Annotated in this window: 24 protein-coding genes; 15 read left to right on the forward strand and 9 right to left on the reverse strand. The window is 33.6% G+C overall.

The features are described from left to right. Positions 1-125 precede the first annotated feature (125 nt). Complete coding sequence (locus tag KO493_RS08505; protein WP_216067511.1) at positions 126-1,670, forward strand: glycine--tRNA ligase; 1,545 nt, start codon at positions 126-128, stop codon at positions 1,668-1,670. Between the two features lie 93 nt (positions 1,671-1,763). On the opposite strand, the gene KO493_RS08510 is transcribed toward KO493_RS08505, so the two are convergent. Together KO493_RS08510 and KO493_RS08515 are read right to left on the reverse strand one after the other, a co-directional pair. After that, positions 1,764-2,234, reverse strand: a complete 471-nt coding sequence (locus KO493_RS08510; RefSeq protein ID WP_216067512.1) for an Lrp/AsnC family transcriptional regulator — start codon at positions 2,232-2,234, stop codon at positions 1,764-1,766. 216 nt (positions 2,235-2,450) lie between these two features. Next, positions 2,451-3,782 carry a saccharopine dehydrogenase family protein gene (locus tag KO493_RS08515; protein WP_216067513.1) on the reverse strand — a complete coding sequence of 444 codons (1,332 nt, stop codon included), beginning with the start codon at positions 3,780-3,782 and terminating at the stop codon, positions 2,451-2,453. Positions 3,783-3,888: 106 nt separating this feature from the next. Between KO493_RS08515 and KO493_RS08520 the strand changes: the two genes are divergently transcribed. Both KO493_RS08520 and pckA read left to right on the forward strand, forming a co-directional pair. Continuing rightward, entirely contained in the window at positions 3,889-4,281 is a 393-nt protein-coding gene (locus KO493_RS08520; RefSeq protein WP_216067514.1) for a DUF423 domain-containing protein, read from the forward strand. A gap of 65 nt (positions 4,282-4,346) precedes the next feature. Further along, the gene (gene pckA / locus KO493_RS08525) at positions 4,347-5,963 is read left to right on the forward strand and encodes a phosphoenolpyruvate carboxykinase (ATP) (RefSeq protein WP_216067515.1); all 1,617 of its coding nucleotides are present in this window, start codon (positions 4,347-4,349) and stop codon (positions 5,961-5,963) included. 69 nt (positions 5,964-6,032) lie between these two features. Here the strand turns inward: pckA and KO493_RS08530 are convergent, their stop codons facing one another. Both KO493_RS08530 and KO493_RS08535 read right to left on the reverse strand, forming a co-directional pair. After that, complete coding sequence (locus KO493_RS08530; RefSeq protein WP_216067516.1) at positions 6,033-6,782, reverse strand: uroporphyrinogen-III synthase; 750 nt, start codon at positions 6,780-6,782, stop codon at positions 6,033-6,035. 21 nt (positions 6,783-6,803) lie between these two features. Then, positions 6,804-7,451, reverse strand: coding sequence for a DUF4271 domain-containing protein (locus KO493_RS08535; protein WP_216067517.1), 648 nt, complete (start codon positions 7,449-7,451; stop codon positions 6,804-6,806). 120 nt (positions 7,452-7,571) lie between these two features. Here KO493_RS08535 and KO493_RS08540 point away from each other — a divergent pair, with 120 nt between their 5' ends. From KO493_RS08540 to KO493_RS08550, 3 genes are read left to right on the forward strand one after another with little or no spacing between them, the layout of a single operon-like run. Next, positions 7,572-8,294 carry a polyprenol monophosphomannose synthase gene (locus tag KO493_RS08540; RefSeq protein ID WP_216067518.1) on the forward strand — a complete coding sequence of 241 codons (723 nt, stop codon included), beginning with the start codon at positions 7,572-7,574 and terminating at the stop codon, positions 8,292-8,294. A 6-nt stretch (positions 8,295-8,300) separates the two neighbouring features. Beyond that, on the forward strand, positions 8,301-9,647 hold the full coding sequence (locus KO493_RS08545; RefSeq protein ID WP_216067519.1) for a dihydroorotase: 1,347 nt from the start codon (positions 8,301-8,303) through the stop codon (positions 9,645-9,647). Beyond that, positions 9,644-10,102, forward strand: coding sequence for a DUF4296 domain-containing protein (locus KO493_RS08550; protein ID WP_216067520.1), 459 nt, complete (start codon positions 9,644-9,646; stop codon positions 10,100-10,102). The genes KO493_RS08545 and KO493_RS08550 overlap by 4 nt, the downstream gene beginning before the upstream one ends. A gap of 3 nt (positions 10,103-10,105) precedes the next feature. Here KO493_RS08550 and KO493_RS08555 read toward each other — a convergent pair whose 3' ends face one another. Further along, positions 10,106-11,107 carry an NAD-dependent epimerase/dehydratase family protein gene (locus KO493_RS08555; protein ID WP_216067521.1) on the reverse strand — a complete coding sequence of 334 codons (1,002 nt, stop codon included), beginning with the start codon at positions 11,105-11,107 and terminating at the stop codon, positions 10,106-10,108. Between the two features lie 86 nt (positions 11,108-11,193). On the opposite strand from KO493_RS08555, the gene tyrS reads away from it, so the two are divergent. After that, positions 11,194-12,492, forward strand: a complete 1,299-nt coding sequence (gene tyrS / locus KO493_RS08560; RefSeq protein WP_216067522.1) for a tyrosine--tRNA ligase — start codon at positions 11,194-11,196, stop codon at positions 12,490-12,492. A gap of 178 nt (positions 12,493-12,670) precedes the next feature. On the opposite strand, the gene KO493_RS08565 is transcribed toward tyrS, so the two are convergent. Further along, positions 12,671-13,648: an acyl transferase gene (locus KO493_RS08565; protein ID WP_216067523.1), complete on the reverse strand. Its 978-nt coding sequence runs from the start codon at positions 13,646-13,648 to the stop codon at positions 12,671-12,673. A gap of 90 nt (positions 13,649-13,738) precedes the next feature. Next, positions 13,739-14,080, reverse strand: a complete 342-nt coding sequence (locus tag KO493_RS08570) for a T9SS type A sorting domain-containing protein (protein WP_216067524.1) — start codon at positions 14,078-14,080, stop codon at positions 13,739-13,741. A gap of 192 nt (positions 14,081-14,272) precedes the next feature. On the opposite strand from KO493_RS08570, the gene KO493_RS08575 reads away from it, so the two are divergent. Beyond that, positions 14,273-14,953 (forward strand): response regulator transcription factor, encoded by a 681-nt coding sequence (locus KO493_RS08575; protein ID WP_216067525.1) that lies wholly within the window; start codon positions 14,273-14,275, stop codon positions 14,951-14,953. After that, complete coding sequence (locus tag KO493_RS08580) at positions 14,953-15,996, forward strand: sensor histidine kinase (protein ID WP_216067526.1); 1,044 nt, start codon at positions 14,953-14,955, stop codon at positions 15,994-15,996. Before KO493_RS08575 ends, KO493_RS08580 begins: the two co-directional genes overlap by 1 nt. On the opposite strand, the gene KO493_RS08585 is transcribed toward KO493_RS08580, so the two are convergent. Beyond that, complete coding sequence (locus KO493_RS08585) at positions 15,979-17,025, reverse strand: glycosyltransferase (RefSeq protein ID WP_216067527.1); 1,047 nt, start codon at positions 17,023-17,025, stop codon at positions 15,979-15,981. The two genes, KO493_RS08580 and KO493_RS08585, sit on opposite strands and share 18 nt — an antisense overlap. Positions 17,026-17,315: 290 nt before the next feature. Here KO493_RS08585 and trmB point away from each other — a divergent pair, with 290 nt between their 5' ends. The 4 genes from trmB to KO493_RS08605 all read left to right on the forward strand — a co-directional run bounded on the left by trmB (position 17,316) and on the right by KO493_RS08605 (position 21,732). Further along, a complete protein-coding gene (trmB, locus tag KO493_RS08590) occupies positions 17,316-17,990 on the forward strand; it encodes a tRNA (guanosine(46)-N7)-methyltransferase TrmB (protein ID WP_216067528.1) in 675 nt (224 codons plus the stop codon). A 2-nt stretch (positions 17,991-17,992) separates the two neighbouring features. Then, a complete protein-coding gene (locus KO493_RS08595; protein WP_216067529.1) occupies positions 17,993-18,622 on the forward strand; it encodes a LysE family translocator in 630 nt (209 codons plus the stop codon). Between the two features lie 150 nt (positions 18,623-18,772). Next, entirely contained in the window at positions 18,773-21,325 is a 2,553-nt protein-coding gene (locus tag KO493_RS08600; RefSeq protein WP_252723187.1) for a M1 family metallopeptidase, read from the forward strand. 74 nt (positions 21,326-21,399) lie between these two features. Continuing rightward, on the forward strand, positions 21,400-21,732 hold the full coding sequence (locus KO493_RS08605; RefSeq protein WP_216067530.1) for an MGMT family protein: 333 nt from the start codon (positions 21,400-21,402) through the stop codon (positions 21,730-21,732). Positions 21,733-21,734: 2 nt separating this feature from the next. Here KO493_RS08605 and KO493_RS08610 read toward each other — a convergent pair whose 3' ends face one another. Then, a complete protein-coding gene (locus tag KO493_RS08610) occupies positions 21,735-22,124 on the reverse strand; it encodes a hypothetical protein (protein WP_216067531.1) in 390 nt (129 codons plus the stop codon). Positions 22,125-22,580: 456 nt separating this feature from the next. On the opposite strand from KO493_RS08610, the gene KO493_RS08615 reads away from it, so the two are divergent. Next, positions 22,581-23,717: an Mrp/NBP35 family ATP-binding protein gene (locus KO493_RS08615; protein ID WP_216067532.1), complete on the forward strand. Its 1,137-nt coding sequence runs from the start codon at positions 22,581-22,583 to the stop codon at positions 23,715-23,717. Between the two features lie 3 nt (positions 23,718-23,720). Beyond that, positions 23,721-23,963 carry a NifU family protein gene (locus tag KO493_RS08620; protein ID WP_216067533.1) on the forward strand — a complete coding sequence of 81 codons (243 nt, stop codon included), beginning with the start codon at positions 23,721-23,723 and terminating at the stop codon, positions 23,961-23,963. Positions 23,964-24,082 lie beyond the last annotated feature (119 nt).

Consider the following 24,082-nt stretch of genomic DNA (forward strand, 5'->3'; position numbering starts at 1 on the left):
TTCTAAAACGTATACATGTCCAATTTTTGTTAACGGGAAGGTCTTGCTGAAAAAAATAAATAGTTTCATACTATTATTTTTAATAAACACGCTATTAGTTTAATGTGGTTTTTTATTTTTGCAGCATGGCAAATCAAGATGATCAATTTAAAAAAGTAATCTCTCACGCGAAGGAGTATGGTTACGTGTTTCAGAGTAGTGAAATCTACGACGGATTAAGTGCAGTTTACGACTATGCTCAAAATGGTGTTGAACTAAAGAAAAATATACGCGACTACTGGTGGAAAGCCATGGTGCAAATGAATGAAAATATTGTAGGTTTAGATGCTGCAATTTTTATGCATCCAACCACTTGGAAAGCTTCTGGCCACGTAGACGCTTTTAACGATCCTTTAATTGATAATAAAGATTCGAAAAAACGGTATAGGGCCGATGTTTTAATTGAAGACTATTGTGCTAAAATTGAAACGAAAATAGAAAAGGAAGTCAAGAAAGCTGAAAAACGTTTTGGCGAGGCCTTTAATAAAGCAGAATTTATTTCTACTAACGGACGCGTTGTTGGTTATCAAGAAAAAATAAATACCATCCTTTCTCGCATGGGGAAATCTTTAGAAAATGAAGATTTAGCCGATGTAAAAGCCTTAATTGAAGAATTGGAAATCGCTTGTCCGTTATCTGGAAGTAAAAACTGGACCGATGTGAAGCAATTTAACTTGATGTTTGGTACAAAACTTGGCGCTTCCGCGGAAAGTGCTATGGATTTATATTTACGTCCAGAAACTGCTCAAGGTATTTTTGTAAACTTCCTAAACGTACAAAAAACTGGACGTATGAAGATTCCTTTCGGAATTGCGCAAACCGGTAAGGCGTTTAGAAATGAAATTGTTGCAAGACAGTTTATTTTTAGAATGCGAGAGTTTGAACAAATGGAAATGCAATTTTTCATTAAGCCAGGAACTCAAAAAGAATGGTACGAGCATTGGAAAGAAACCAGATTGAAATGGCACCTTTCGTTAGGAATGGGGCAAGATAATTACCGTTTCCACGATCATGAAAAATTAGCGCATTATGCAGATGCGGCTGCCGATATCGAATTTAAATTTCCATTCGGATTTAAGGAATTGGAAGGGATTCACTCAAGAACCGATTTCGATTTATCACAGCACGAAAAATTCTCTGGAAAGAAATTACAATATTTCGATCATGAAGAAAATAAAAGCTATGTGCCATATGTACTAGAAACTTCTATAGGTTTAGATCGTATGTTTTTAGCCGTTTTCTCTAATGCTTTACAAGAAGAAGCACTTGAGAATGGTACAACAAGAACCGTTTTAAAATTACCAAGTGTATTAGCGCCTGTAAAAGCAGCTATTTTGCCGTTGGTTAAAAAGGACGGCTTGCCAGAAGTTGCTAAAGAGATTCTTGAAGATTTAAAATGGGATTTCAATGTGATTTATGATGAAAAAGATGCTGTAGGTAGACGTTATAGAAGGCAAGATGCCAATGGAACACCTTTCTGTATCACTGTAGATCATGATACTTTAGAAGACCAATCGGTAACCATTCGTCATAGAGATTCTATGGAGCAAGAACGTGTTAAGATTTCAGACTTAAAAGCTATTATTAAGAGCGAAGTGGAAGTACGTACGTGGTTAAAGAAAATGAAATAATACCAATAACGATTTTACTTGAAATTAGAAATAAAAAAAGAGGCTTTATGAAGCCTCTTTTTTTATACATTCATTTTAAATGAACCGTGGTATTTATACAAGAATTTGTCTATCTATTTGTTGATCTAGAGAAATGAGCGATTCGGTTCTCAAAACACCTTCAATAGATTGAATGTTTTTGTTAAGCAAGTGCATAAGATGTGCGTTGTCAACAGATAATAACTTTATAAATAAGTTGTAATTTCCTGTGGTATAATGGCATTCTAAAACTTCAGGATAACGCTTTAAAGCCTTAATAACATCATCAGTATTTGCTGCTTTATCTAAATAAATGCCAACAAAAGCCATGGTTGAATAGCCTAAGACTTTTGGATTAATTATAAATTTTGAACCTGATAAGAGGTTAGATTTTTCTAGTTTTTTTAAACGTTGATGAATGGCGGCACCCGATATTCCAACGTTTCTGGCAATTTCAAGAATTGGGGTTCTCGCATCTTCGGTTAAAACACGCAGAATTTTTTTGTCTATGCCGTCAATACTTATAGTTTTTTGGTTATTGTTCATTTGGTTATAAATTAAAGCATAAATGTAACCATTTGATTTTAAATTGAAACTATAATTTGAGGTGAACAATGAGAGTGCAATAATTTGTTTGTTCTAAGTCGTTGATTTACAAGGGGTGTTGTCTGTTTTTTTTTAAGTGTTAAAAAATGAATTAATTGAGATGATTCGTATTGATTTTGAAAAGGTTATAGATTTAACAAGGTTATTCTTGTTAAATTATTGTTTTTCTATAAAAACGATACCATTAGTTTCTAGTTCTGCTAAAATGGGCGTGTATATTTCTGGTAATATTGGTATTTGTACGCCCGATGTTCTTATTTTTTTATTTAAAATGTAAAGTGTTGCAATGGCTATGGGTAATCCAACTGTTTTTGCCATAGCGGTATAAGTGCTGTCTTGGCCAATTACCTTCATTGTAGACACTATTTCATGTTTTTCACCCTCACATATATATCCAAATTTATGATACATAATAACCATGTCTTTATCTTGTTCGGAAAGCGCCCATGAATCCATAAGAATGTATTGGAGTATTTGTGCTGGAGTCGCTTTACTTAGCCTTGAATATTTGTTTTTATTGAATAAATCTAGTGCTTCCAATTTTTCAAAAACATTATGAGAAGCTTCAATTTTTAAGAGCTTTTGTAGTTTAATCTCCACAGTGTCTATTGGGTGGTAGGGTAGAAACGCATTAAGAAAACTACGATGGCTTAAGTTTTCGCTATTCGCCATGATATAACTGTCGTCTGTCATTCCGAGAGAAACAAAAACATCCCAAGCTTGGCAAAATCCTAAATGCCGAATCGTGCCTCGGTAGAGGGTTTTAATATTTTTCAATTGATATGCCTTTTGATATTTAAGAGAATCGCGGTTTGCATAGACTTCAAAAGGGCCAACATTCGGTATGTTTAAAGGTTTTGCGCGCTTGAATATCTGGTTGTAGGGTAAGTACTTAAATCGGCCTTCTTTTAAATATTTAGCAGTACCACCTTGACCGGCCATTACCACGTTTTTAGGGTTCCATGTAAATTTGTAATGCCATGGGTTATTATCGCTCTCGGGAGCGATTAATCCACCCGTGTATGATTCAAAAGAATCGATCTCCCCTCCCTTTTCACAGATGTTATCTAGAACTTTCATAGCACTCATGTGGTCTAATCCTGGGTCGACACCAATTTCATTCATAAAAATTAAACCTTTGGCTTTAACTTTGTCGTCTAAAGCTTGCATTTCTGGACTTACATAAGAGGCCGTTATCATGTTTTTGTTTAACTTCAAGCAGTCTTTTGCTATGTTTATATGCAAATGGGCAGGAAGCATAGAAATTACAATATCAGAAGCTTTAATGATCTCATGTCGTGAGGCATCGTTAAAAATATCGAGTTGAATAATACTTCCGCTAGGGTGATTATTAATTAAACGTTCTGCATTTTCAATATGAATATCGGCTACAGTTACAAAGAGCGATTCGGTAGCTGCATGGTCTAATAAATACTTTATCAAATAAGAAGTCGATTTTCCTGAACCAATTATTAAAATCTGTCTCATATTAATTAATGTTTAGGTAATTTTGTTAGACACTTACCGTTTTTTAAAACTTGTATGTCACTAATTTATAAATATTAAAGGTAGGTGTAAGTAATTATTTCTGTATATGGATAAAAAAATATTAGTAACTGGTGCTGTTTTAGGCATGTTAAGTATCATTCTAGGAGCATTTGGAGCTCATGGGCTAAAGGCGTTAATTTCCGCGGAAGCGATTCAAACCTTCGAAACAGGTGTGCGTTATCAAATGTATCATGCATTTCTTATGCTTATTGTTGGAGGTACGTCTTTTGTGAGTTTAAAGACAAAAAAAGCCGTTTATTATTTGGTTCTAATAGGTGTTGTTTTGTTCTCAGGTTCTATTTACGGATTGGCAACCAACACTTTGTCGGGTTTTGATTTTAAAAGTATTGGGTTTGTAACACCTGTTGGTGGTTTGTTCTTAATTTTGGGGTGGATAGCTATGTTTATTGATTTGATAAAAAATAAGTATAAAAACTAGGTTTATTTAAACTTAATTTAAAATAAATGTATTAATTTTATGAAATAAATAATTTTTGATAAAATATGGGAAATCAAAATCAGGTAAAAAAAACAATTTCTTTAGATCAATATGGGATTAAAAATGCCAAAATTCATTATCAATTAACACCTGAAGCTTTGCAAGCCATTGCAATAGAAAAGGGGCAGGGGGTAGAAGTTAGTTCTGGAGCCTTGGCTGTGAATACTGGTGAGTTTACAGGGCGATCACCAAAAGATCGGTTTATCGTTAAAGATGATATTACCAAAGACCGTATTTGGTGGGGTAACGTAAATATTGCTTTCGAGCCAGAGAAGTTTGATAAGCTTTATAATAAGGTGACTAAATATTTATCTGATAAAGAGGTATATGTTCGAGATAGTTATGCTTGCGCGGATGAAAACTACAAATTAAATATTCGTGTAATTAACGAATATCCGTGGAGTAACCAGTTTGCTTACAACATGTTTTTACGTCCTACGGAAGCGGAGTTGAGCCATTTTAATCCAGAGTGGACTATAGTAAATGCTCCTGGTTTTATGGCTAATCCTGATGAAGACGGGACAAGGCAGCATAACTTTGCTATTTTAGATTTTACTAAAAAAATTGCATTAATAGGAGGTACCGGGTATACCGGAGAAATTAAGAAAGGTATTTTTTCTGCCTTAAACTTTATTTTACCGGTATTCAAAGAAACGATGCCAATGCATTGTAGTGCCAATGTTGGAGAAGATGGCGATACAGCTGTGTTTTTTGGTTTGTCTGGCACTGGTAAAACCACACTTTCTACCGATCCTGATAGGAGTTTAATTGGCGATGATGAGCATGGGTGGACAAAGGAAAATAAGATTTTTAATTTTGAAGGTGGTTGTTATGCGAAGGTGATTAACTTGTCTAGAGATCAAGAGCCCGAGATTTTTGATGCCATTAAAAAAGGAGCTATTCTTGAAAATGTTGTTTTAGATGATCAAGGTGTGGTAGATTTTACAGATACGTCCATCACCCAAAATACTAGGGTTAGCTACCCTATTGATCATATTGAAAATATTCAAGTGCCATCCATAGGTAGAAACCCAAAAAATATTTTCTTTTTAACAGCAGATGCTTTTGGAGTGCTGCCTCCAATTTCAAAATTAACACCAAGTCAAGCCGCTTATCATTTTATTTCGGGCTACACCGCAAAAGTAGCGGGGACCGAAGCTGGCGTTGTAGAGCCTGTGCCGTCATTCTCGGCCTGTTTTGGTGCGCCTTTCATGCCCTTGCACCCCGCCAAATACGCCGAAATGTTAAGTCAGAAAATGACCGACGCAGGCGTGAATGTATGGTTGGTAAATACGGGTTGGACGGGTGGTCCTTATGGAGTTGGAACACGTATGAAATTAAAATATACCCGAGCTATGATTAATGCGGTTCTTAATGGAGATTTAGGTTTATACAACTATGACGATTACCATATACACTCTGTTTTTGGTGTAGCTCAGCCAAGAAGTTGCCCTGGGGTGCCAACCGAGGTTTTGAGTCCGAGATCAACATGGAACGACGATGAAGCTTATTACACCACGGCATTTAAGTTAACCAATGCCTTTCGTGAAAACTTTAAAAAGTTTGAAGAACATTGTTCGGAAGAAATTAGACGTGGCGGACCACAGCGTTATGCATTTTAATTAATGCAAAAAGGGCTGATTTATACAAAATCAGCCCTTTTTTTATGTGATAATTAAACGTTTGTTTAATTATTTTCCTTTGTTTGCTTTTTCAATGTATTTTTCTAAAGCCATGGTCATAGAAGGTGTTTCTGGTGTTGGTGCAGAAATATCTACACGCAAACCTTTTTCTTCAACAGCTTTAATAGTGGTATTTCCAAAAACAGCAATACGCGTCTCATTTTGTTTGAAGTCTGGAAAGTTTTTAAATAAGGATTCTATTCCAGAAGGGCTAAAAAATACGAGTACATCATAAGATACATTAGCCAAGTCGGATAAATCACTAACTACAGTTTTGAAAAAAGTAGCTTGCTTCCATTCAACGCCTAAAGCATCTAAAGTATTTGGTACCTCAGGTTTAACTTTATCGGTATTAGGTAATAAGAATTTTTCGTCCTTATATTTTTTAATAAGTGGAGAAAGCTCTGAAAAAGTACGTTTACCAACATAAATTTTACGTTTTCTGTAAACCACGTATTTCTGTAAATAGTAAGCAACAGCCTCAGATTGGCAAAAATATTTTAAAGTATCTGGCACTTTAAAACGCATTTCTTCAGCAATTCTAAAAAAATGATCGACTGCATTTCTACTGGTAAGTATAATAGCAGTATAGTTTTTTAAATCAATTTTTTGTTGTCTTATCTCCTTTGCAGAAACGCCTTCAACATGAATAAAAGGTCTAAAATCGATTTTTACGCGCTGCTTTTGTTGTAAATCAAAGTAGGGAGAATTCTCTATTTTAGGTTCTGGTTGAGATACTAAAATTGTTTTAACTTTCATAAGGGATTCCGTCAATTGTATTTATTGAGAAATAAACACCTTATACAATATAATATAGGGTGCGATTTCGAGAGTGCAAAGATACAAAATAAAATAGAACAAGTTTGATTTAATTAAACTTTGATGTGTTTTAAATGAACTGATTAAACCAATAGTATTAATAATTAACAATAAAATAATGATCCCATAAATTATTGGCAATGTTGGTTGAAAAGAAAACAATAAAATTGCATTAATTGGCAATAATAAAATGCCCAAGTAATTTTTAAAGGTGATTTTTTGAAAAAGATAATGGTCTGTGAGTTTGTCAATTTCAAAAAGACTCCCAATTAACCGTTCAAAAAGCACTTTAATTAGAATGACAACCGCTATACATATTAGTAATTTAAGCATATCATTAATAGGAATACTATTTATCAATGTGATATGTCTGTATATAATAAGGCTAAATAAAGAGAGTGATACCGTTAGGTTTCCAAAAAGTAAGGCGTCGAATTGATCGAAAAATTTTTGATCACGTGCATAAATTTTAAGGTAACGGTCGTTTGTTATTACCAGCATAAAATCATGAAACCGTTTTGGAGCCAATAATTTAGCAGTAGCGACAATGGCTAAACCTACAATAATTAGTATTGTAAATATCTCGTTTGAAAGTATGTTACGAAGCATGGCTTAAAATTATTATAAAATTTAGTTTTATAAGGTATTATTAAGGATTATTTAAAAAAAATAAAATCTTAATAATGTACATTTGTCAAAACAAAAAAATGCTCGTAGTAAATTAGAGATATGCCCGATACTGTTGTTATTATACCAACTTATAACGAGATAGAAAATATAGAACTTATTATAAGAGCGGTATTTTCGCAATCTGATAATTTGCATATTTTAATTGTAGACGATAATTCGCCCGATTTAACTGGCTTAAAAGTTAAAGCGTTACAAGAGGAATTTCAAGGTAAGTTATTTTTAGAAACTCGTAATGAGAAGTCGGGACTGGGTACAGCCTATATTCACGGATTTAAATGGTGCTTAGAAAGAAGCTATCAATACATTTTTGAAATGGATGCCGATTTTTCACATGATCCCAGGGATATTATGAAACTTTATAATGCTTGTCATATTGAAGGTGCTGGCTTGTCCATTGGATCAAGATATGTTACAGGGGTAAACGTTGTAAACTGGCCTATGGGACGTGTATTAATGTCCTATTTAGCATCAAAGTATGTACGCTTAATTACAGGAATGCATATTCAAGATACCACGGCGGGGTATGTATGTTACAAACGGGAGGTCTTGGAAGCAATAGATTTAAATACCATTAAGTTTATTGGTTACGCCTTTCAGATAGAAATGAAATTTAAAACATATTTAAAAGGTTTTAAAATTATAGAAGTCCCAGTTATTTTTACAGATCGAACGCGCGGTGAATCAAAATTAAGTTCAAGTATAATTTCTGAAGCTATTTTCGGAGTTATTTCCATGAAGATTAAAAGTCTATTTAAAAAGTAGAAACCTATGAAAGAAAAAACTACACTTATTAAAAACGCCAAAATTATTAATGAAGGCAAAGTTTTTAGCGGTGATATATTAATTGAAGGGGAGTATATCAAGCAAATTGATACTTCGATAAGTGCAAAATCTGCCAATGTTAAAATTGTAGATGCCGAAGGAAAATATATTTTGCCAGGGGTAATAGATGATCAGGTGCATTTTAGAGAGCCAGGTTTAACAGAAAAGGCGACAATAGAAACGGAGTCTAGAGCTGCTATTGCTGGTGGAATCACGTCTTTCATTGAAATGCCAAATACAAACCCGCAAACAACAACCATTGAGAAATTAGAGGAGAAATTTGCTATAGCAGCAGAAACATCTTCAGCAAATTACTCGTTTATGTTTGGTGGTACTAACGATAATTTAGAAGAAATTTTAAAAGTTGATAAAACCAACGTTGCTGGTTTAAAATTATTTTTAGGGTCTTCAACAGGAAATATGTTGGTTGATAATCCTGAGGTTCTAGAAAAAATATTCAGTAGTACCGATTTACTAATTTCTGTACACTGTGAAGACGAAGCTACGATTAAAGCTAACTTTAAAAAGTATCATGATGAATATGGTGATGATATTCCTGTAAAATACCATCCACTCATTAGAAGTGAAGAAGCTTGCTATTTGTCATCTTCAAAAGCCATACAATTAGCGAAAAAGACAGGTGCTCGATTGCACATTTTTCATCTTTCAACAGGGAAAGAAACAAAATTGTTTTCAAACAAAATACCTTTAAAAGATAAAAAAATAACCGCCGAAGTTTGTATTCATCACCTATGGTTTACAGATGAAGATTACGAGAAAAAAGGCACATTAATAAAGTGGAATCCTGCGGTAAAGAAAAAATCGGATAGAGAACAACTATGGAAAGCGTTGTTGGATGGAAGAATTGACGTGATTGCTACCGATCATGCCCCACACACTAAAGACGAAAAAGATAACATTTATACCAATGCACCGTCTGGTGGGCCTTTAGTTCAGCATGCTTTACCGGCCATGCTAGAAATGCATCACCGAGGTAAAATTTCTTTAGAAGATGTGGTTGAAAAAATGTGTCATAACCCAGCTATTTTATTCCAAGTTGAAAAACGAGGCTATATAAAAGAAGGTTATTTTGCCGATTTAGTGTTGGTAGATTTAAATAACCCTTGGACGGTTAATAAGGATAATATTTTATATAAATGCGGGTGGTCTCCATTTGAAGGTACTACTTTTAAATCTAGAATCACACATACTTTTTTAAATGGTAGTTTAGTATATCAAAACGCTGAATTTAAAAATGTTAAAGCGGCAAAGCGATTAACTTTTACAAGATGATTTTAAAACGCACATGGTTATGTTTAGGAATTTTACTGTCTGTATTGGCATGTAATAAGTTTAACGGTCCTGAGAAACCGAAAAATTTAATCCCTGAAGATAAAATGATTGATATTTTGATTGATTCAAAATTATTGACTTCGGCTAATTCTGCTAATAAGAGAGTTATGCGTGACAGTAATTTAAATATCAATTCTTATGTTTATAAAAAATATAATATAGACAGTATACAATTTGCTGAAAGCAATGCATATTATGCGTTTCATGTTGAAATTTACGATGCTATTTATGATAAAGCTATTGATAGTTTAGAGCGGTTAACGGTTAAATTAAAGGCCGATGAGGCAGCCGAGTGGAAGTCGCAAACTAAAAAAGAAGAGGAAGCCTCTATTAAGTCTCAGGATTTACCTAAAGAATTGGATAGCTTAAGCCAGTTAAAACTACTAAAGGAGTAGTTTTTATTTTAAATACATATTTCCAATTTTGGAAATCGATTGATCAATTGCTTTAAATTTATAATTTAAGGCAGTTTTTATTTTGTCACTGCAGTAATGGGTTGTAGAATTTAAAGAGTTACTCATGTGCTTAGTAAGTTGACGTTCTCTTCCTGTAAGTTTATGCTTGAGCCAATCTAAACGCCAAGCCATATTAAGAAGTTTTTTTGTTGCCAATTTTTGAGGCGCCCTCCCCGATACAGATTGAGCAAGTGATTCAATGAATTTTTTATAGCTCAAGTTTTCAGATACTAATACAAAGCGCTCGTTTTTAATGGCACTATTAGTGAGTTTAATCATAATAGTTACAACGTCTTCAACATCAACAAGCGCGACTGTTCCTGCGGTATAATATTTAAATCCTTTTTTTGCTTTTTGGAATAAGCTTCCAGTGCCAGAACTCCAAATACCAGCACCCAAAATAACGCCCGGATTTACAATTATGGCGGCTAAGCCTTCTTGTGTGCCACGCCAAACTTCCATTTCGGCTCCATATTTAGTAATGGCGTAATCATTATTGTCGTCTTCAGGATTCCATATGGTTTCTTCAGTTATGGGCACGTTGTTTAAAGTATAACCTAAAGTAGCAATAGAACTCACATAACAGAACCGTTCAATTTTATTACTAAGTGATAAGTTTACCAAGTTGGCTGTGCCTTCAATATTTGTTTGACGTAAAAGTTGGTGCTTGTTAGGGTCGAAAGATACTAAAGCAGCGCAATGGTAAACTCTTGTAATACCTTTAAATAATTCAGATAATGCAGGGATGTCTAAAATATCAGCTTGAACCCATTCAATTGCATTAAAAAGGGAATCAGCATTTTCAGAATAAGTAGAGAAAACATTTTTAGTATGCTCTTGTTTTTGTTTATTTCTGTAAATCGCTCGTACTTTATTTTTTTCAGATACGAGTCTGTAAAGTAAATGTGCGCCAACTAAACCGGTTCCTCCTGTTACTAAAATCATGCAACTAAAGTAAAGAATTATTCATAATTGACCCCTTATTATACTTGTATTTTTATCTTTGCCTAGGTTTTTAAAATTGAGCTAAAATGATAAAGAATTTTGTTGAAGAATTAACATGGAGAGGCATGATACAAGATAGTATGCCTGGGACAGAAGAACATTTATTAGAAGCGATGCGTATGGCGTATGTGGGGATAGATCCTACTGCCGATTCCTTACACATCGGGCATCTTGTAGGTGTTATGGGGTTAAGACATTTTCAGTTATCAGGTCATAAACCTGTAGCTCTAGTAGGAGGTGCAACGGGTATGATTGGTGATCCGTCAGGGAAATCTGCCGAACGTAATTTGCTTAACGAAGAAACGCTTTTGCATAACCAAAATGCCATTAAAGAGCAACTATCTCGATTCTTAGATTTTGATAGTGAAGCTGAAAATGCAGCCATTATAGTGAATAACTACGATTGGATGAAAGAATTTTCATTTCTAGAATTTATTAGAGATGTAGGTAAACATATTACCGTAAACTATATGATGGCGAAAGATTCTGTAAAGAAACGTTTGTCTTCAGAATCTTCTGTAGGGATGAGTTTTACAGAATTCACTTATCAATTGGTACAGGGTTACGATTTTTTACACCTATACCGCGATAAGCAATGTACGCTTCAAATGGGTGGGAGTGATCAATGGGGTAACATTACTACAGGAACGGAGTTAATTCGTCGTGTGGATGCTGGTAAAGGATATGCTTTAACTTGGCCATTAATTACTAAAGCTGATGGTACCAAGTTTGGTAAAACCGAAGGGGGAAACATTTGGTTAGATACCGAAAGAACTTCACCTTATAAATTTTATCAATATTGGTTAAATACTAGTGATGTTGATGCCGAAAAATACATTAAAATTTTCACCTTCTTAACAAGAGAAACCATCGAATCTTTGATCGAAGAGCATAAAGAAGCTCCGCATTTACGTGCTTTACAAAGACGTTTAGCCGAAGAAATCACCACTATGGTACATTCTAAGGACGAATTAGATAATGCGATTAAAGCTAGTAATATATTATTTGGAAAATCTACTGGTGATGACTTAAAAGCACTTAACGAAAAAACATTTTTAGATGTTTTTGACGGTGTGCCACTTACTCAAATTGCCAAATCTGAAGTTGAAAACGGATTGGATATCATCGCAGCTTTAGCTGAACAAGGTGGCTTTTTAAAATCTAACGGTGAGGCCAGACGTGCTTTAAAGGAAAATTCAATTTCTGTGAATAAAGGAAAGGTAAAAGATGATTATAAAATTACTTCAGCAGATTTGATTAACGGTAAGTTTGTGCTTTTACAACGTGGCAAGAAGAACTATTTCGTGTTGCAAATCGTAGACTAAATCTGTATTTATTTTAAATATTATAGTAGAGGTTAGTCGAAAAAAAAATATAGAAACAAAAAGGCCTGATTTTTTTAAATCAGGCCTTTTCTACTTAACCACTAAATAATAATTTTTCTTTTTCTAGCTTTAGCCTTAGTCGTTAAGGTTTACATAGCTTACGGTTTTTTCATGTGTTTTATAAAACCATCAAATTACACCCACGAATATCAGAGTTGTCAAAACGACCAATCACTTCAAAAGAACCATCTGAATTGACACGTCCTAAATCTTGTGTGGCAATAAATGAGCACGAATTAATATTGGCTAAATCGATAATATTCATACCGCCTGCTTTTCCTGCCTTTTGAAGGCTTAAAGCGTCTTCTGTGTCCCGAGTTAAAACTTTCATCCATGGCGGACAATCAAACATACCGTTTCCTTTAGAATAGGCTTGACTTAAAAGTTCGGTCATACCGTATTCGCTATGAATGGTTTTAACACCAAAACCTTGTTTTAAAATGGCGTGAAGTTCATGACGAATAAGTTCTTTGCGTTTGCCTTTCATGCCACCAGTTTCCATGATAATGGTGTTTTTTAATTGAAACTGAAACGATTCAACCAAATCTAATAATGCAAAGGAAACGCCTATTAATATGATTTTTTTGCCTTCATTATCCAACTTAGTGAGGTGTTCTTTTAATTCCGAAAGGTTATTTAAATAAAAACCGCTTTCAGGATGGTTTGATGTTTTTATCATGGCATCAACCATGTAAATTAATGACGAACCTTGGCGTTCTAGATAAGAGGGTAATAAGCCTAGAATCACGTAGTCTTCAATTTTTCCGTAGAATTGTTCGAAGCCTTTGTTGAAGCTTTTATTGTAAACCTCTATGTTTGTCACATGATGTTTACTGGTTTCACTACCCGTCGTGCCTGAGCTTGTAAATGTCGTTTGAATTTCGGCGTTAGAACTTAAAATATCACGTGTTTTAAAAAACTGAATGGGTAAAAAAGGAATGGCTTTTATGGTAGTTACTTCTGCAGGATGCACATATAATAAATCGCAAAAAGACCTGTAAACCCTATTGTTATGAAATTGAAATTTAAAAATTTCAAGAGCAACCCTTTCAAACTCAGCATTGTTTTTTATATCGAAAATAGCGTTTGTGTCCATTGTAATTTGATAAAGAACAAAAGTATGTAAAATATAAAAAGCGTTGCAATTTGCGACGCCTTTAAATGTTTTAATCTCTTATGAATTTTATTACCTAATTACTAGCTTTCGTGTTTCGCTTAGGTTGTTTTCGGTTATCTTTAAGATGTAAATGCCTTTTTGTAATTGCGAAATGTTTAATTCTTTTCCAATAAGTTTTTTTGAAAATAGGCGCTTTCCAAGTACATTGTATATATCGATGAATTTAGGAGCGTTAATTGCAGAGGCTATATTAATATGTGTAGTTTGATCGTTTACCGGATTTGGGTAAATGGTTAAACCTTCTATACTTTCTTCCGCAGATGCTAATTTCCCTTTATTTTGCGCTTCAGTAGGAAGTGCAAAAAACAAGGAAAATGTAATAAATAAAAAGAAAATATAGTTTTTTTTCATCTGTTATGTTTGGTATTACAAAGGTAGTATTTTACAGCAAAATTAATGCCATAAAGTTGTTAAATATGTAAGGTTTTGTGATGAAATTTAAATATTTGTAACACTATTGTTATCTTAGTGTTATTAATAATTCAAATTAATTTAAATTGTGTTATTAGTTTTATCTTTACTTCGACAAATGTCGTAAATACAATGAAAAAAAAAGATATCAAGATTTTACTGGTTGATGATGAACCAGATATTTTAGAAATAGTTGGATACAATTTATCTAGCGAGGGTTACCAAGTTATTACTGCAGAGAACGGGCAAGAAGGTGTTAAGAAGGCGAAAAAAGAACTTCCACACCTAATTATCTTGGATGTTATGATGCCCGAAATGGATGGTATTGAAGCTTGTGAAATCATCAGAAAAAATCCTGACTTAAAAAATACGATCGTCACATTTTTAACTGCTAGGGGAGAAGATTATTCTCAAGTAGCTGGATTTGATGCTGGCGCCGATGATTATATCACGAAACCTATTAAACCAAAAGTTTTGGTAAGCAAAGTGAAAGCTTTATTAAGGCGTTTTAAAGAAGAAGACGTTGCCGATACCATGAAAATAGGAAGTTTAGTGATTAATCGCGATGAGTATAAAATTACTTCTAAAGGGGTCGAAATCGTTTTACCAAGGAAGGAATTTGAACTCCTTTCCTTATTAGCTTCTAAACCCGGAAAAGTATTTAAAAGAGATGAAATCTTAGACGCTGTGTGGGGTAATGAAGTGGTTGTAGGAGGCAGAACCATCGATGTTCATATTAGAAAACTTCGAGAAAAATTAGGAGACGATAGCTTTAAAACCATTAAAGGTGTCGGCTATAAGTTTGTAGATTAATGCCTTCACAGTTTAAGAAATCATATCGTTTTGCCGCAAGAACTGCGCTATCCATAACTTTGTTTACAACACTCGTTTTGAGTGTTTTTTTGCATTATTTGGATGGCCTTGTTTGGTACTGGTTAGTGTCTTTTAGTCTGATTGTGTTTTCCTTTTCTTTTGTGATCATTCAGTTTAATTTAGAACGTTTTATTTATAAGCGTATAAAGAAAATTTACGATGATTTAACGCTTCTCGAATCCGTAAATTTATCCGAAGGGCCTATTACAACAGATTTAAGAACACTTACCGAAGAAATCGATCGATTTGCAAAAGATAAAAAGATTGAAATTGAAACCCTTCGCGTAAGGGAGGAATATCGAAAGGAATTTATTGGTAATGTATCCCATGAATTAAAAACACCTTTGTTTACCGTACAAGGTTATATTTTGACCTTATTGGATGGTGCTGCCGATGATAAAGAAATACGCAAAAAGTATTTAGATCGTGCCAGTAAAGGAATCGAAAGGCTCGGTTTTATTATTAAAGATTTGGATATGATTACCAAATTGGAAGTTGGCGATTTAAGACTGCAATTTGAAGTTTTTGACATTATTGAATTGGTAAGTCAAGTGTTCGAAATGTTAGAAATGAAAGCTAATAAAAAAGATATTACTTTAGCTTTTGATAGAAAGTATTCGAACCCCGTTTTAGTACGTGCAGATAAGGAGCGTGTCCAACAAGTGTTAGCTAATTTAATAGTGAATTCGGTGAAGTATGGTAGTAAAAATGGTACCACCGAGATTAGTATAGAAAATCTTATTAAGAATAAAGTAATCGTGAGAGTTACCGATAATGGTGAGGGTATCGCAAAAGAGCATCTTCCTAGATTATTCGAGCGTTTTTATCGGGTTGATAAAAGTGGCTCTCGAAAAGAAGGCGGTTCGGGCTTAGGTCTGTCTATCGTTAAGCATATTATTGAGGCGCATCACGAAAAAATATATGTTGAAAGTGAATCAGGAATTGGTAGTGAATTTTCTTTTACCTTAGAAAAGGCTGAATAACGCCTTGTAATCTGGTTCAAAATCAAAAGCCTTTAAGCCTTCATAGGCTGCTACTTCATTTAGTTTTTCAATAGTAAATTCATCTTGACTGCAGGTTGGTACTATGCTTAATTCCCAAAGCCTTTCAGCTATATATTCCTGTTCAAATTGACCTGGTGTTGGAATAAAGAACGCTTTCTTATTTAATTTAGCTAAGTCCATAACGGTCGTATATCCAGAACGAGAAAGTATTAAAGTGCTTTCATTAATAGTTTGTTCTAGTAACTTAGAAGTCATGAAATTATATATGGTCAGATTTCCTAAAACGGCTTTAGTTTGGGTGCCCTCCATTTTTCCTTTTACAAAAATCACCTTGCCATTGTAATTTTTTAATTCAACTAAAAGTTTTTCCTCTAAAAATGTGCGTTGTGGTTCTGGTCCAGAAATTAAAACCATTAAATCGTGTTTAATAAGGTCGTCATTAGGGGTGAACCTGCTTAACGGACCAATGTATTCTGTAGGGATATCGAAAGTTTTTACATGACCTAGTTTACCGCTTAAATTCGGTTCACCAGGAACATCGGGCACCCAACATTGATCAAATTTCTGAATAAATTTTTGGTGCATTTTAGTGCTCAACCAAGAAGTGCTACCGCTTAAAACATAGAGTTGGTGGGTTATAAAAACCGATGGTACTTTTTTATTGCGAACGCCCAATCTATTGTCAGAGATGATACCTGAAATATCATGTTCTTCTAAAATTTTGGACACAGCTTTCTTCTCATTTTTAATCGCCTTTAACAGTTTAGGGGAATCTTTGATAAGCTTCAGCTTAAAGTGCTTTCCGTTTTTGGCATAAGTAACATTGTATGAAGGCAATTCAATAGATAATAAGGTCGGGAATTCTTTTTGTAATAAAGCAAGGGCATCGCCATCACTAGCAATAATTGGCGTGAGATTTTCTGCTATTAAAGCGTTTATTATCGGGATACATCTTGTGGCATGACCGAGTCCCCAGTTTAGTGGAGCCACCAAAATTTGCTTTTTCATAAGTAGATGTTACAATTTTATTCTGCTGTACACAAACACCTGTTTTAAAATTAACAGCTATCGGTGTTTAACTTAGATTCACTTTTATCACAGGCTAAAAATTCCTGTAAAATTTTTAATAAAATCAAAGGTAAGAGTATGACCACTCATGTATATTTCCTTAATTTTACCAAATCTATTTCAAATAATAATTAATTGTTAATTCATTGTTTTAAAATAGCTTAAGGTTGTCTTATTTTAGCGACTTATTACAACTGTGAAATTAAATAAATATAAATACTTAGCATACATTGGGAAGTAAAAATAAACTTAAGCGCTTTAGAGAAAACGAAACCTTTTCAAATGTGTTTCAGCCTACTAGAGAAGAACTTGTTGATTCGGAATTCAAATTAAAAGGGCAGTGGCGCAAGGACGTTTTTAAAAATAACAATCCTTTAGTTTTAGAGTTGGGTTGTGGTAAAGGCGAATATTCGGTGGCATTAGCTCAAAAATATCCTGATAAAAACTTTGTTGGTATCGACATAAAAGGGGCGCGTTTCTGGCGTGGTGCAAAAACGGCTATTGAAGAAAATATTCCAAATGTTGCTTTTCTACGTACTCAAATAGAGCTTATAGATCACGCTTTCGCGGAAGGTGAAGTCGATGAAATATGGATTACCTTTCCAGATCCTCAAATTAAATATAAGCGCACCAAACACCGTATGACTAATGCTGAATTTTTAGAGCGTTATAAAAAAGTGTTAAAACCTGATGGCGTTGTTAATTTAAAAACAGATAGCGAGTTTATGCATGGTTATACATTAGGGCTGCTTCATGGCGCGGGGCATGAGGTACTATATGCGAATCATAATGTGTATAAACAAGAAGGAAGTCCAGAAGAAGTCACTTCTATTCAAACATTTTACGAATCTCAATATTTAGAGCAGAATAAACCAATTACTTATATTAGGTTTAAAATTAAATAACTGTGGAGATCACTTTTGTATTTTTACTAGGTTTTATATTTGCGTTTTTAGGTGTCATTCCTCCTGGTTTGTTAAACATGACTGCTGCGAAAATTAGCTTAAAAGAAGGCCATGTTCGTGGAATTATGTTTTCTATTGGGGCTTCCATTGTAGTTGTCGCGCAAACTTATTTGGCCACCATATTTGCGAGTTATTTGAGTAAAAACCCTGAAGTGGTTGATGTGCTTCGCCGTGTTGCTGTTGTTATTTTTGCTTTAATAACCATTTATTTTTTGTTTATAGCAAAGTCTAAGGAGCCTAAAGAATTCAAATTGAAAAAACGAAGTAAGCACAGTCGGTTTTTTCAAGGTATATTGATGTCGGCATTAAATGTATTTCCTATTCCTTATCAAGCCTATATAACCATTACTCTAGCTTCTTTAGGTTGGTTAAATTTCGAAAATATTAGTGTCATTTCATACGTGGCCGGTGCAGTTATGGGCTCGTTTGCTATCTTTTATTTGTATATCTTTTTCTTCGATAAAATAAAAAGTAAAGCCCTTACTTCTCAAAAAAACATGAATCGACTAATCGGTGGTATTACTGCAGTGATGTGTGTAGTTACCATAGCAGGAATAATTAGGGACATTTAATTTTTATTAAGGATTAAAATAATTATTAGAATTGCGAGGTTGGTTTTTTTAGACGTTTTACTGCATGAACTTACCAGTAATAAGGTATAGAGCCTTAAAATAAATAGGCACTTATTTATTTTTTATATCTTGTTGAGAACTTAATCGATTATGATGAAAACATTAGCATTATTGCTTTTTACAGTGCTTGTTACTATGTCTTGCCAAAATGAAAAAAAGGAAGCACTTAAGGTAGAAAAAGGGGTTTCTTGGGCATTGGCAAAACAACGAAAAGAACAAATTTCTGAAATCAATTACGGTTTAAAAATGGTCCTTCCAAAAAATAAAACGGAACCTATTTTGGCTAGTTTAAATTTAAAAGTAACACTTAAAGATGTTAATAAGCCCTTAGTGTTAGATTTTTACCCTAATAATAAAGTGGTTCCCAGAGTTTTTGTTACCTCAGATAGTGTGCCGTGTATTTATGAAAATGAGCATATTATAATTCCTAAATCGCACTTAAAACTTGGCGAGAATACTTTCAGAATTAATTTTCAAATGGGCGATCAGTATTTATATAGAAATGATGATTATTTATATTCTTTAGTGGTGCCAGATCATGCAAGAGAATTATATCCTTGTTTCGATCAGCCTAATTTAAAAGCTAAATATAGTTTAGAGTTAACGGCGCCTAAGTCTTGGAAGGTATTAAGTGCAACCTACCCGAAAAAAACAATAACTGTAAAAGATAACACGACTTATGTATTCGCGACGTCTAAAAAAATGAGCACGTATTTATTTTCTTTAGTTGCTGGAGAATTTAATGAAATTTCTCAAGATGGTCATAGGTTTTTATATCGTGAAACAGATTCTGTAAAAATAAATGAGAGCTTAGAACCAATTTTTAATTATCATCAAAAATCACTAGACTATTTAGAAGCATATACAGGGTATAAATTTCCGTTTAATAAATTAGATTTTGTAGGGATACCATTTTTTCAATTTGGAGGTATGGAGCATGTTGGCGCTATTCAGTATAAATCATCTTCATTGTTTTTTGAGAATTACATGCCAAAAATGCTTCATTGGAATAGGGCAAATGTGATAGCTCACGAAACGTCGCATATGTGGTTTGGTAACCTGGTCACAATGGATTGGTTTGACGATGTTTGGTTAAAAGAAGTGTTTGCAAATTTTATAGCTGCTAAAATAGTTAACCCAAGTTTTCCTGAAATAAATCATGACTTGTTAAATTTAATAACAAAAGCACCATCAGCGTATAATATTGATAGAACACAAGGAACAAATGCTATTCGTCAAAAATTAGATAACCTTAGTGATGCAGGAAGTTTATATGGAGCCATAATTTATAATAAGGCACCCATAATGATGAGGCAATTAGAGTTGATTTTAGGAGAAGATAAATTTAAGCAAGGGCTTCAAGAATATATCAAAACATATGCAAATGATAATGCGAATTGGGATGATTTAATCACAATTTTTAATACTAAAACAACTGTTGATTTAAATACATGGAGTGATGTTTGGGTGAATCAAACAGGGCGTCCTGTGTTTGAAGATGCTATTGTATATGAAAATGATAGAATTAAATCTGTAACCTTAAGTCAAAAGGCTGAAGATGGATCAAATAATATTTGGCTGCAAAAATATGAAGTGGCCTTAATTTATAAGGATTCTATTGCAAAGCGTATGGTAAATATTGTGGGAAAATCTCAAGAGCTAAAAGAGCTAATTAATTTACCAAAACCAGAAGCGATTGTTTACAATAGCAACGGTTATGGTTATGGTGTCTTTCCTATAGATACAATTACGGCTTTAAATACTTATCAAGTAAAAGACGAAGTTATACGTGCTCAAAATTACATAAATACTTACGAAAACACCCTTTCTGGTAATATTCCGGTTCATACGGCGATGGAAACATTTTTATCGGGGTTTGAGCATGAAACTAATGATTTGATCTTAGGGGTTATTTCTGGTGATTTTTCAAGTTTGTATTGGCATTTTTTAAACCCTGAGGAGCGTGCTAATTATCAAGAAAAAATAGCTGCTAGGCTATGGGTTAGATTAAATGATAACTTGTCAATTCCCACTAAAAAGAGCTTGTTTTCGGCTTTTACAGGATTGGCTTATCAAGGAGAGAGTTTAGATAAACTATATCATATTTGGAGCAGGGCCATTTCTGTAGAAAACTTAAAGTTAAATGAAAAAGATTATACCGGTTTAGCAATGAAATTAGCTTTATATAATCACCCGAAACATGATGAGGTTTTAAAGTTAGCAAGTACTCAAATTTCAAACCAAGATGATAAAGATCTATTTAATTTTTTATTGCCAGCACTATCTCAAGACACGGCAGTTAGGCGTGATTTATTCTTTTCATTTAGAGATGTTACGAATAGAACGAATTCTAATTGGGTCGCAGCCGCTAACGGGCTAATCCATCATCCTTTACGTCAGGAAGAAGCTATTAAGTATATGTCTTTAAGTTTAGAATTGCTGGAAGAAGTTAAAGAAACAAGCGATTTGTTTTTCCCTAAAAAATGGTTAGAGTCAACCATAGGAAAATATCAGTCTAAAGAAGCAAAGCTTATAGTTGATACTTATTTAGATAAACACCCCAATTTAAATATGCAATTAAAAGCAAAGCTCCTACAAACAGTAGACCATTTAATGCGTTATCAAAAAATGCTTAATAATTAAGGGGAGAATGATGGTTACTGTTGTGGACCATAGGAGTAAATAGTACATCTTATAGTAATAAAATATATTTATTGATGAAACCAGAAACACTTAATTTTTTCGAACGGGTCTATGAAGTGGCAAAACAAATTCCTTATGGAAGAGTAACCAGTTACGGAGCTATTGCAGTTTATTTAGGTGTTGAAAGAGGAGCCAGGATGGTTGGGTACGCTATGAACAATGCGCACGGAAAGGACGTGCCAGCACACCGTGTAGTAAACCGGAAGGGTTTGCTAACGGGCAAGCATCATTTTGAAGGCACAAATTTAATGCAACAGCTTTTAGAAAGTGAGGGTGTTGAGGTTGTTGAAAACCAAATTCAAAATTTCGATTATGTATTTTGGAACCCTTCTGATGCATTACTTTAGTCTTAGCTTGATTTTAAATTAGGCGTTAAAGTCAGTGACTTTTTCTTACTAGCCGAAAGGCCTAGAATCTTATCCAAAAGATCAATTTCATTTTTGAAGAGCGTCTTTTTTAATTCCTGCATTTCGCTTTCCATTTGCTTCTTAATAATTTTCTTCAGGTCGCTTGTAAATGCTAAGTTGAAGGTTTTTTTGTAGAGGTAAATGTGATTTGCAAGTATTATTTCGTCATCGGCAATACAGATTGAAACTTGATTTTTTTCATCTAATAAATAATATTCATCAGAAATTGGAGAAATTAATTTCTTTATAGATTGATCTTCCGAATAGTTCTTTATAATTTCAATTATGAATTTACAATCGGCTCGACTTGCCTTACTGTCAAAGTTAAACATCTTAAACATAATTAGTTATATTAAACTGTTATTATGTAGGCGTCTTAGACTTAAAAAGTCTATGTTAGAATAATAACTTCAATATAAGATTTGGGTAATATTGAAAAAAGGTCATTATACTAGATTGATCCTTACTAAGATACGAAATTCTAGTATTAATAATGTTATGCATACATAAAAAAAATGTTTCCTGAATGTTTTACGACATGCTGCTTTTTTACCGGTTCAAATTCATGTTTTAAAGTCTTATATTCTTATAATTTGTAAAGTCAAATCCATTTTACAATATTTATAGCATTGTATTTATAAAAATAGAAGCTATTCAAATTAGGTTTGGTACAAAAAAATGATTCTACTATCATTAATAGTACGTTAATTATAAGCAAAACTTATTTGGTCGAGTTTCCGTCTTAGCGCATTATTAATTACCTTTGCATTTAGAATTATACTGAATAAATGAAGCTTAATAAGAAAGATATATTAACCGCACTTGAAAGTATTACAGTTCCTGGTGAAGGACAAAATATGGTGGAAAGTGGAGCGGTGAAAAACGTAGTTACTTTTGGAGATGAAGTTATAGTTGAAATTACTATTAACAACCCAAGTTTACAAGCGAAAAAACGTACTGAAGTTGATATTTTAAAAACCATTCATGAAAAGGTTTATGAAAAGGCAAAAATTACGGTAAACGTAAAAGTTGATGCCCCAGAAAAGCCTAAACCGAATGTTATAAAAGGCAAGCCTGTACCTGGAATCAAAAACATTATAGCTGTGGCATCTGGTAAAGGTGGTGTAGGTAAATCTACTGTAACTGCAAATCTAGCGGTATCATTAGCTAAAATGGGATTTAACGTAGGGGTTTTAGATGCTGATATTTATGGGCCATCAATTCCAATTATGTTTGATGTTGTGGCAGAAAAGCCTTTAGCAGTTAATGTAGAAGGGAAATCTAAAATGAAGCCTATCGAAAATTATGGTGTAAAAGTTTTATCGATTGGTTTTTTTACGCAACCTAATCAAGCTGTAGTTTGGAGAGGGCCTATGGCTGCAAAGGCATTAAATCAAATGATCTTTGATGCGCATTGGGGTGAATTGGATTTCTTATTGTTAGATCTTCCTCCAGGAACTGGAGATATTCATTTAAGTATTATGCAATCATTACCTATTACAGGATCGGTTATTGTAAGTACCCCACAAAATGTTGCTTTAGCAGATGCTAAAAAAGGTGTAGCTATGTTCCAACAGGAGAGTATTAATGTGCCCGTTTTAGGATTGATTGAAAATATGGCGTATTTTACACCTGAAGAATTGCCTGATAATAAGTATTTTATCTTCGGTAAAGAAGGTGCTAAAAATTTGGCTTTAGATTTGAAAGTGCCATTTTTAGGAGAAATACCATTAGTTCAAAGTATTAGGGAAGCGGGTGATTTTGGTCGTCCTGCAGCCTTACAAACAGGGACAGCTCTAGAGAAAGCTTTCGAGAAAATAACTCAAAATGTGGTTCAAGAAGTTGTTAGTAGAAATGAAGATTTACCGCCTACAGAGGCTATTAAAATAACTACAATGGCTGGTTGTTCAGCGGTTAAAAAATAAGATATGACATCAGAAGAGTTAAAGATTAACGTTGAAAAAGCCCTTGAGGAAATTCGTCCTTTTTTACAAAGTGATGGTGGAGATATTTCGTTATTATCTATAGAAGACGATAGTGTGGTTAAAGTGCAATTAGAAGGTGCTTGTGTTGGATGTAGTGTAAATCAAATGACGCTTAAATCTGGTGTAGAAATGACTATAAAAAAATATGCGCCTCAGATAGAGCAAGTTATTAATGTTGAAGCTTAATTATTGTAACTGTAAAAGTTTTAATTAAATTAATATTTCAATGAAAAAGGGTTTCTAAAAAATATAGAATTTTAAAAATTTAGTATTTTTTAGAAACTTTTTTTAATTATAACTATAAA

It is taken from the genome of Pseudotamlana agarivorans (assembly GCF_018860245.1).
GTDB classification, from domain to species: domain Bacteria; phylum Bacteroidota; class Bacteroidia; order Flavobacteriales; family Flavobacteriaceae; genus Pseudotamlana; species Pseudotamlana agarivorans_A.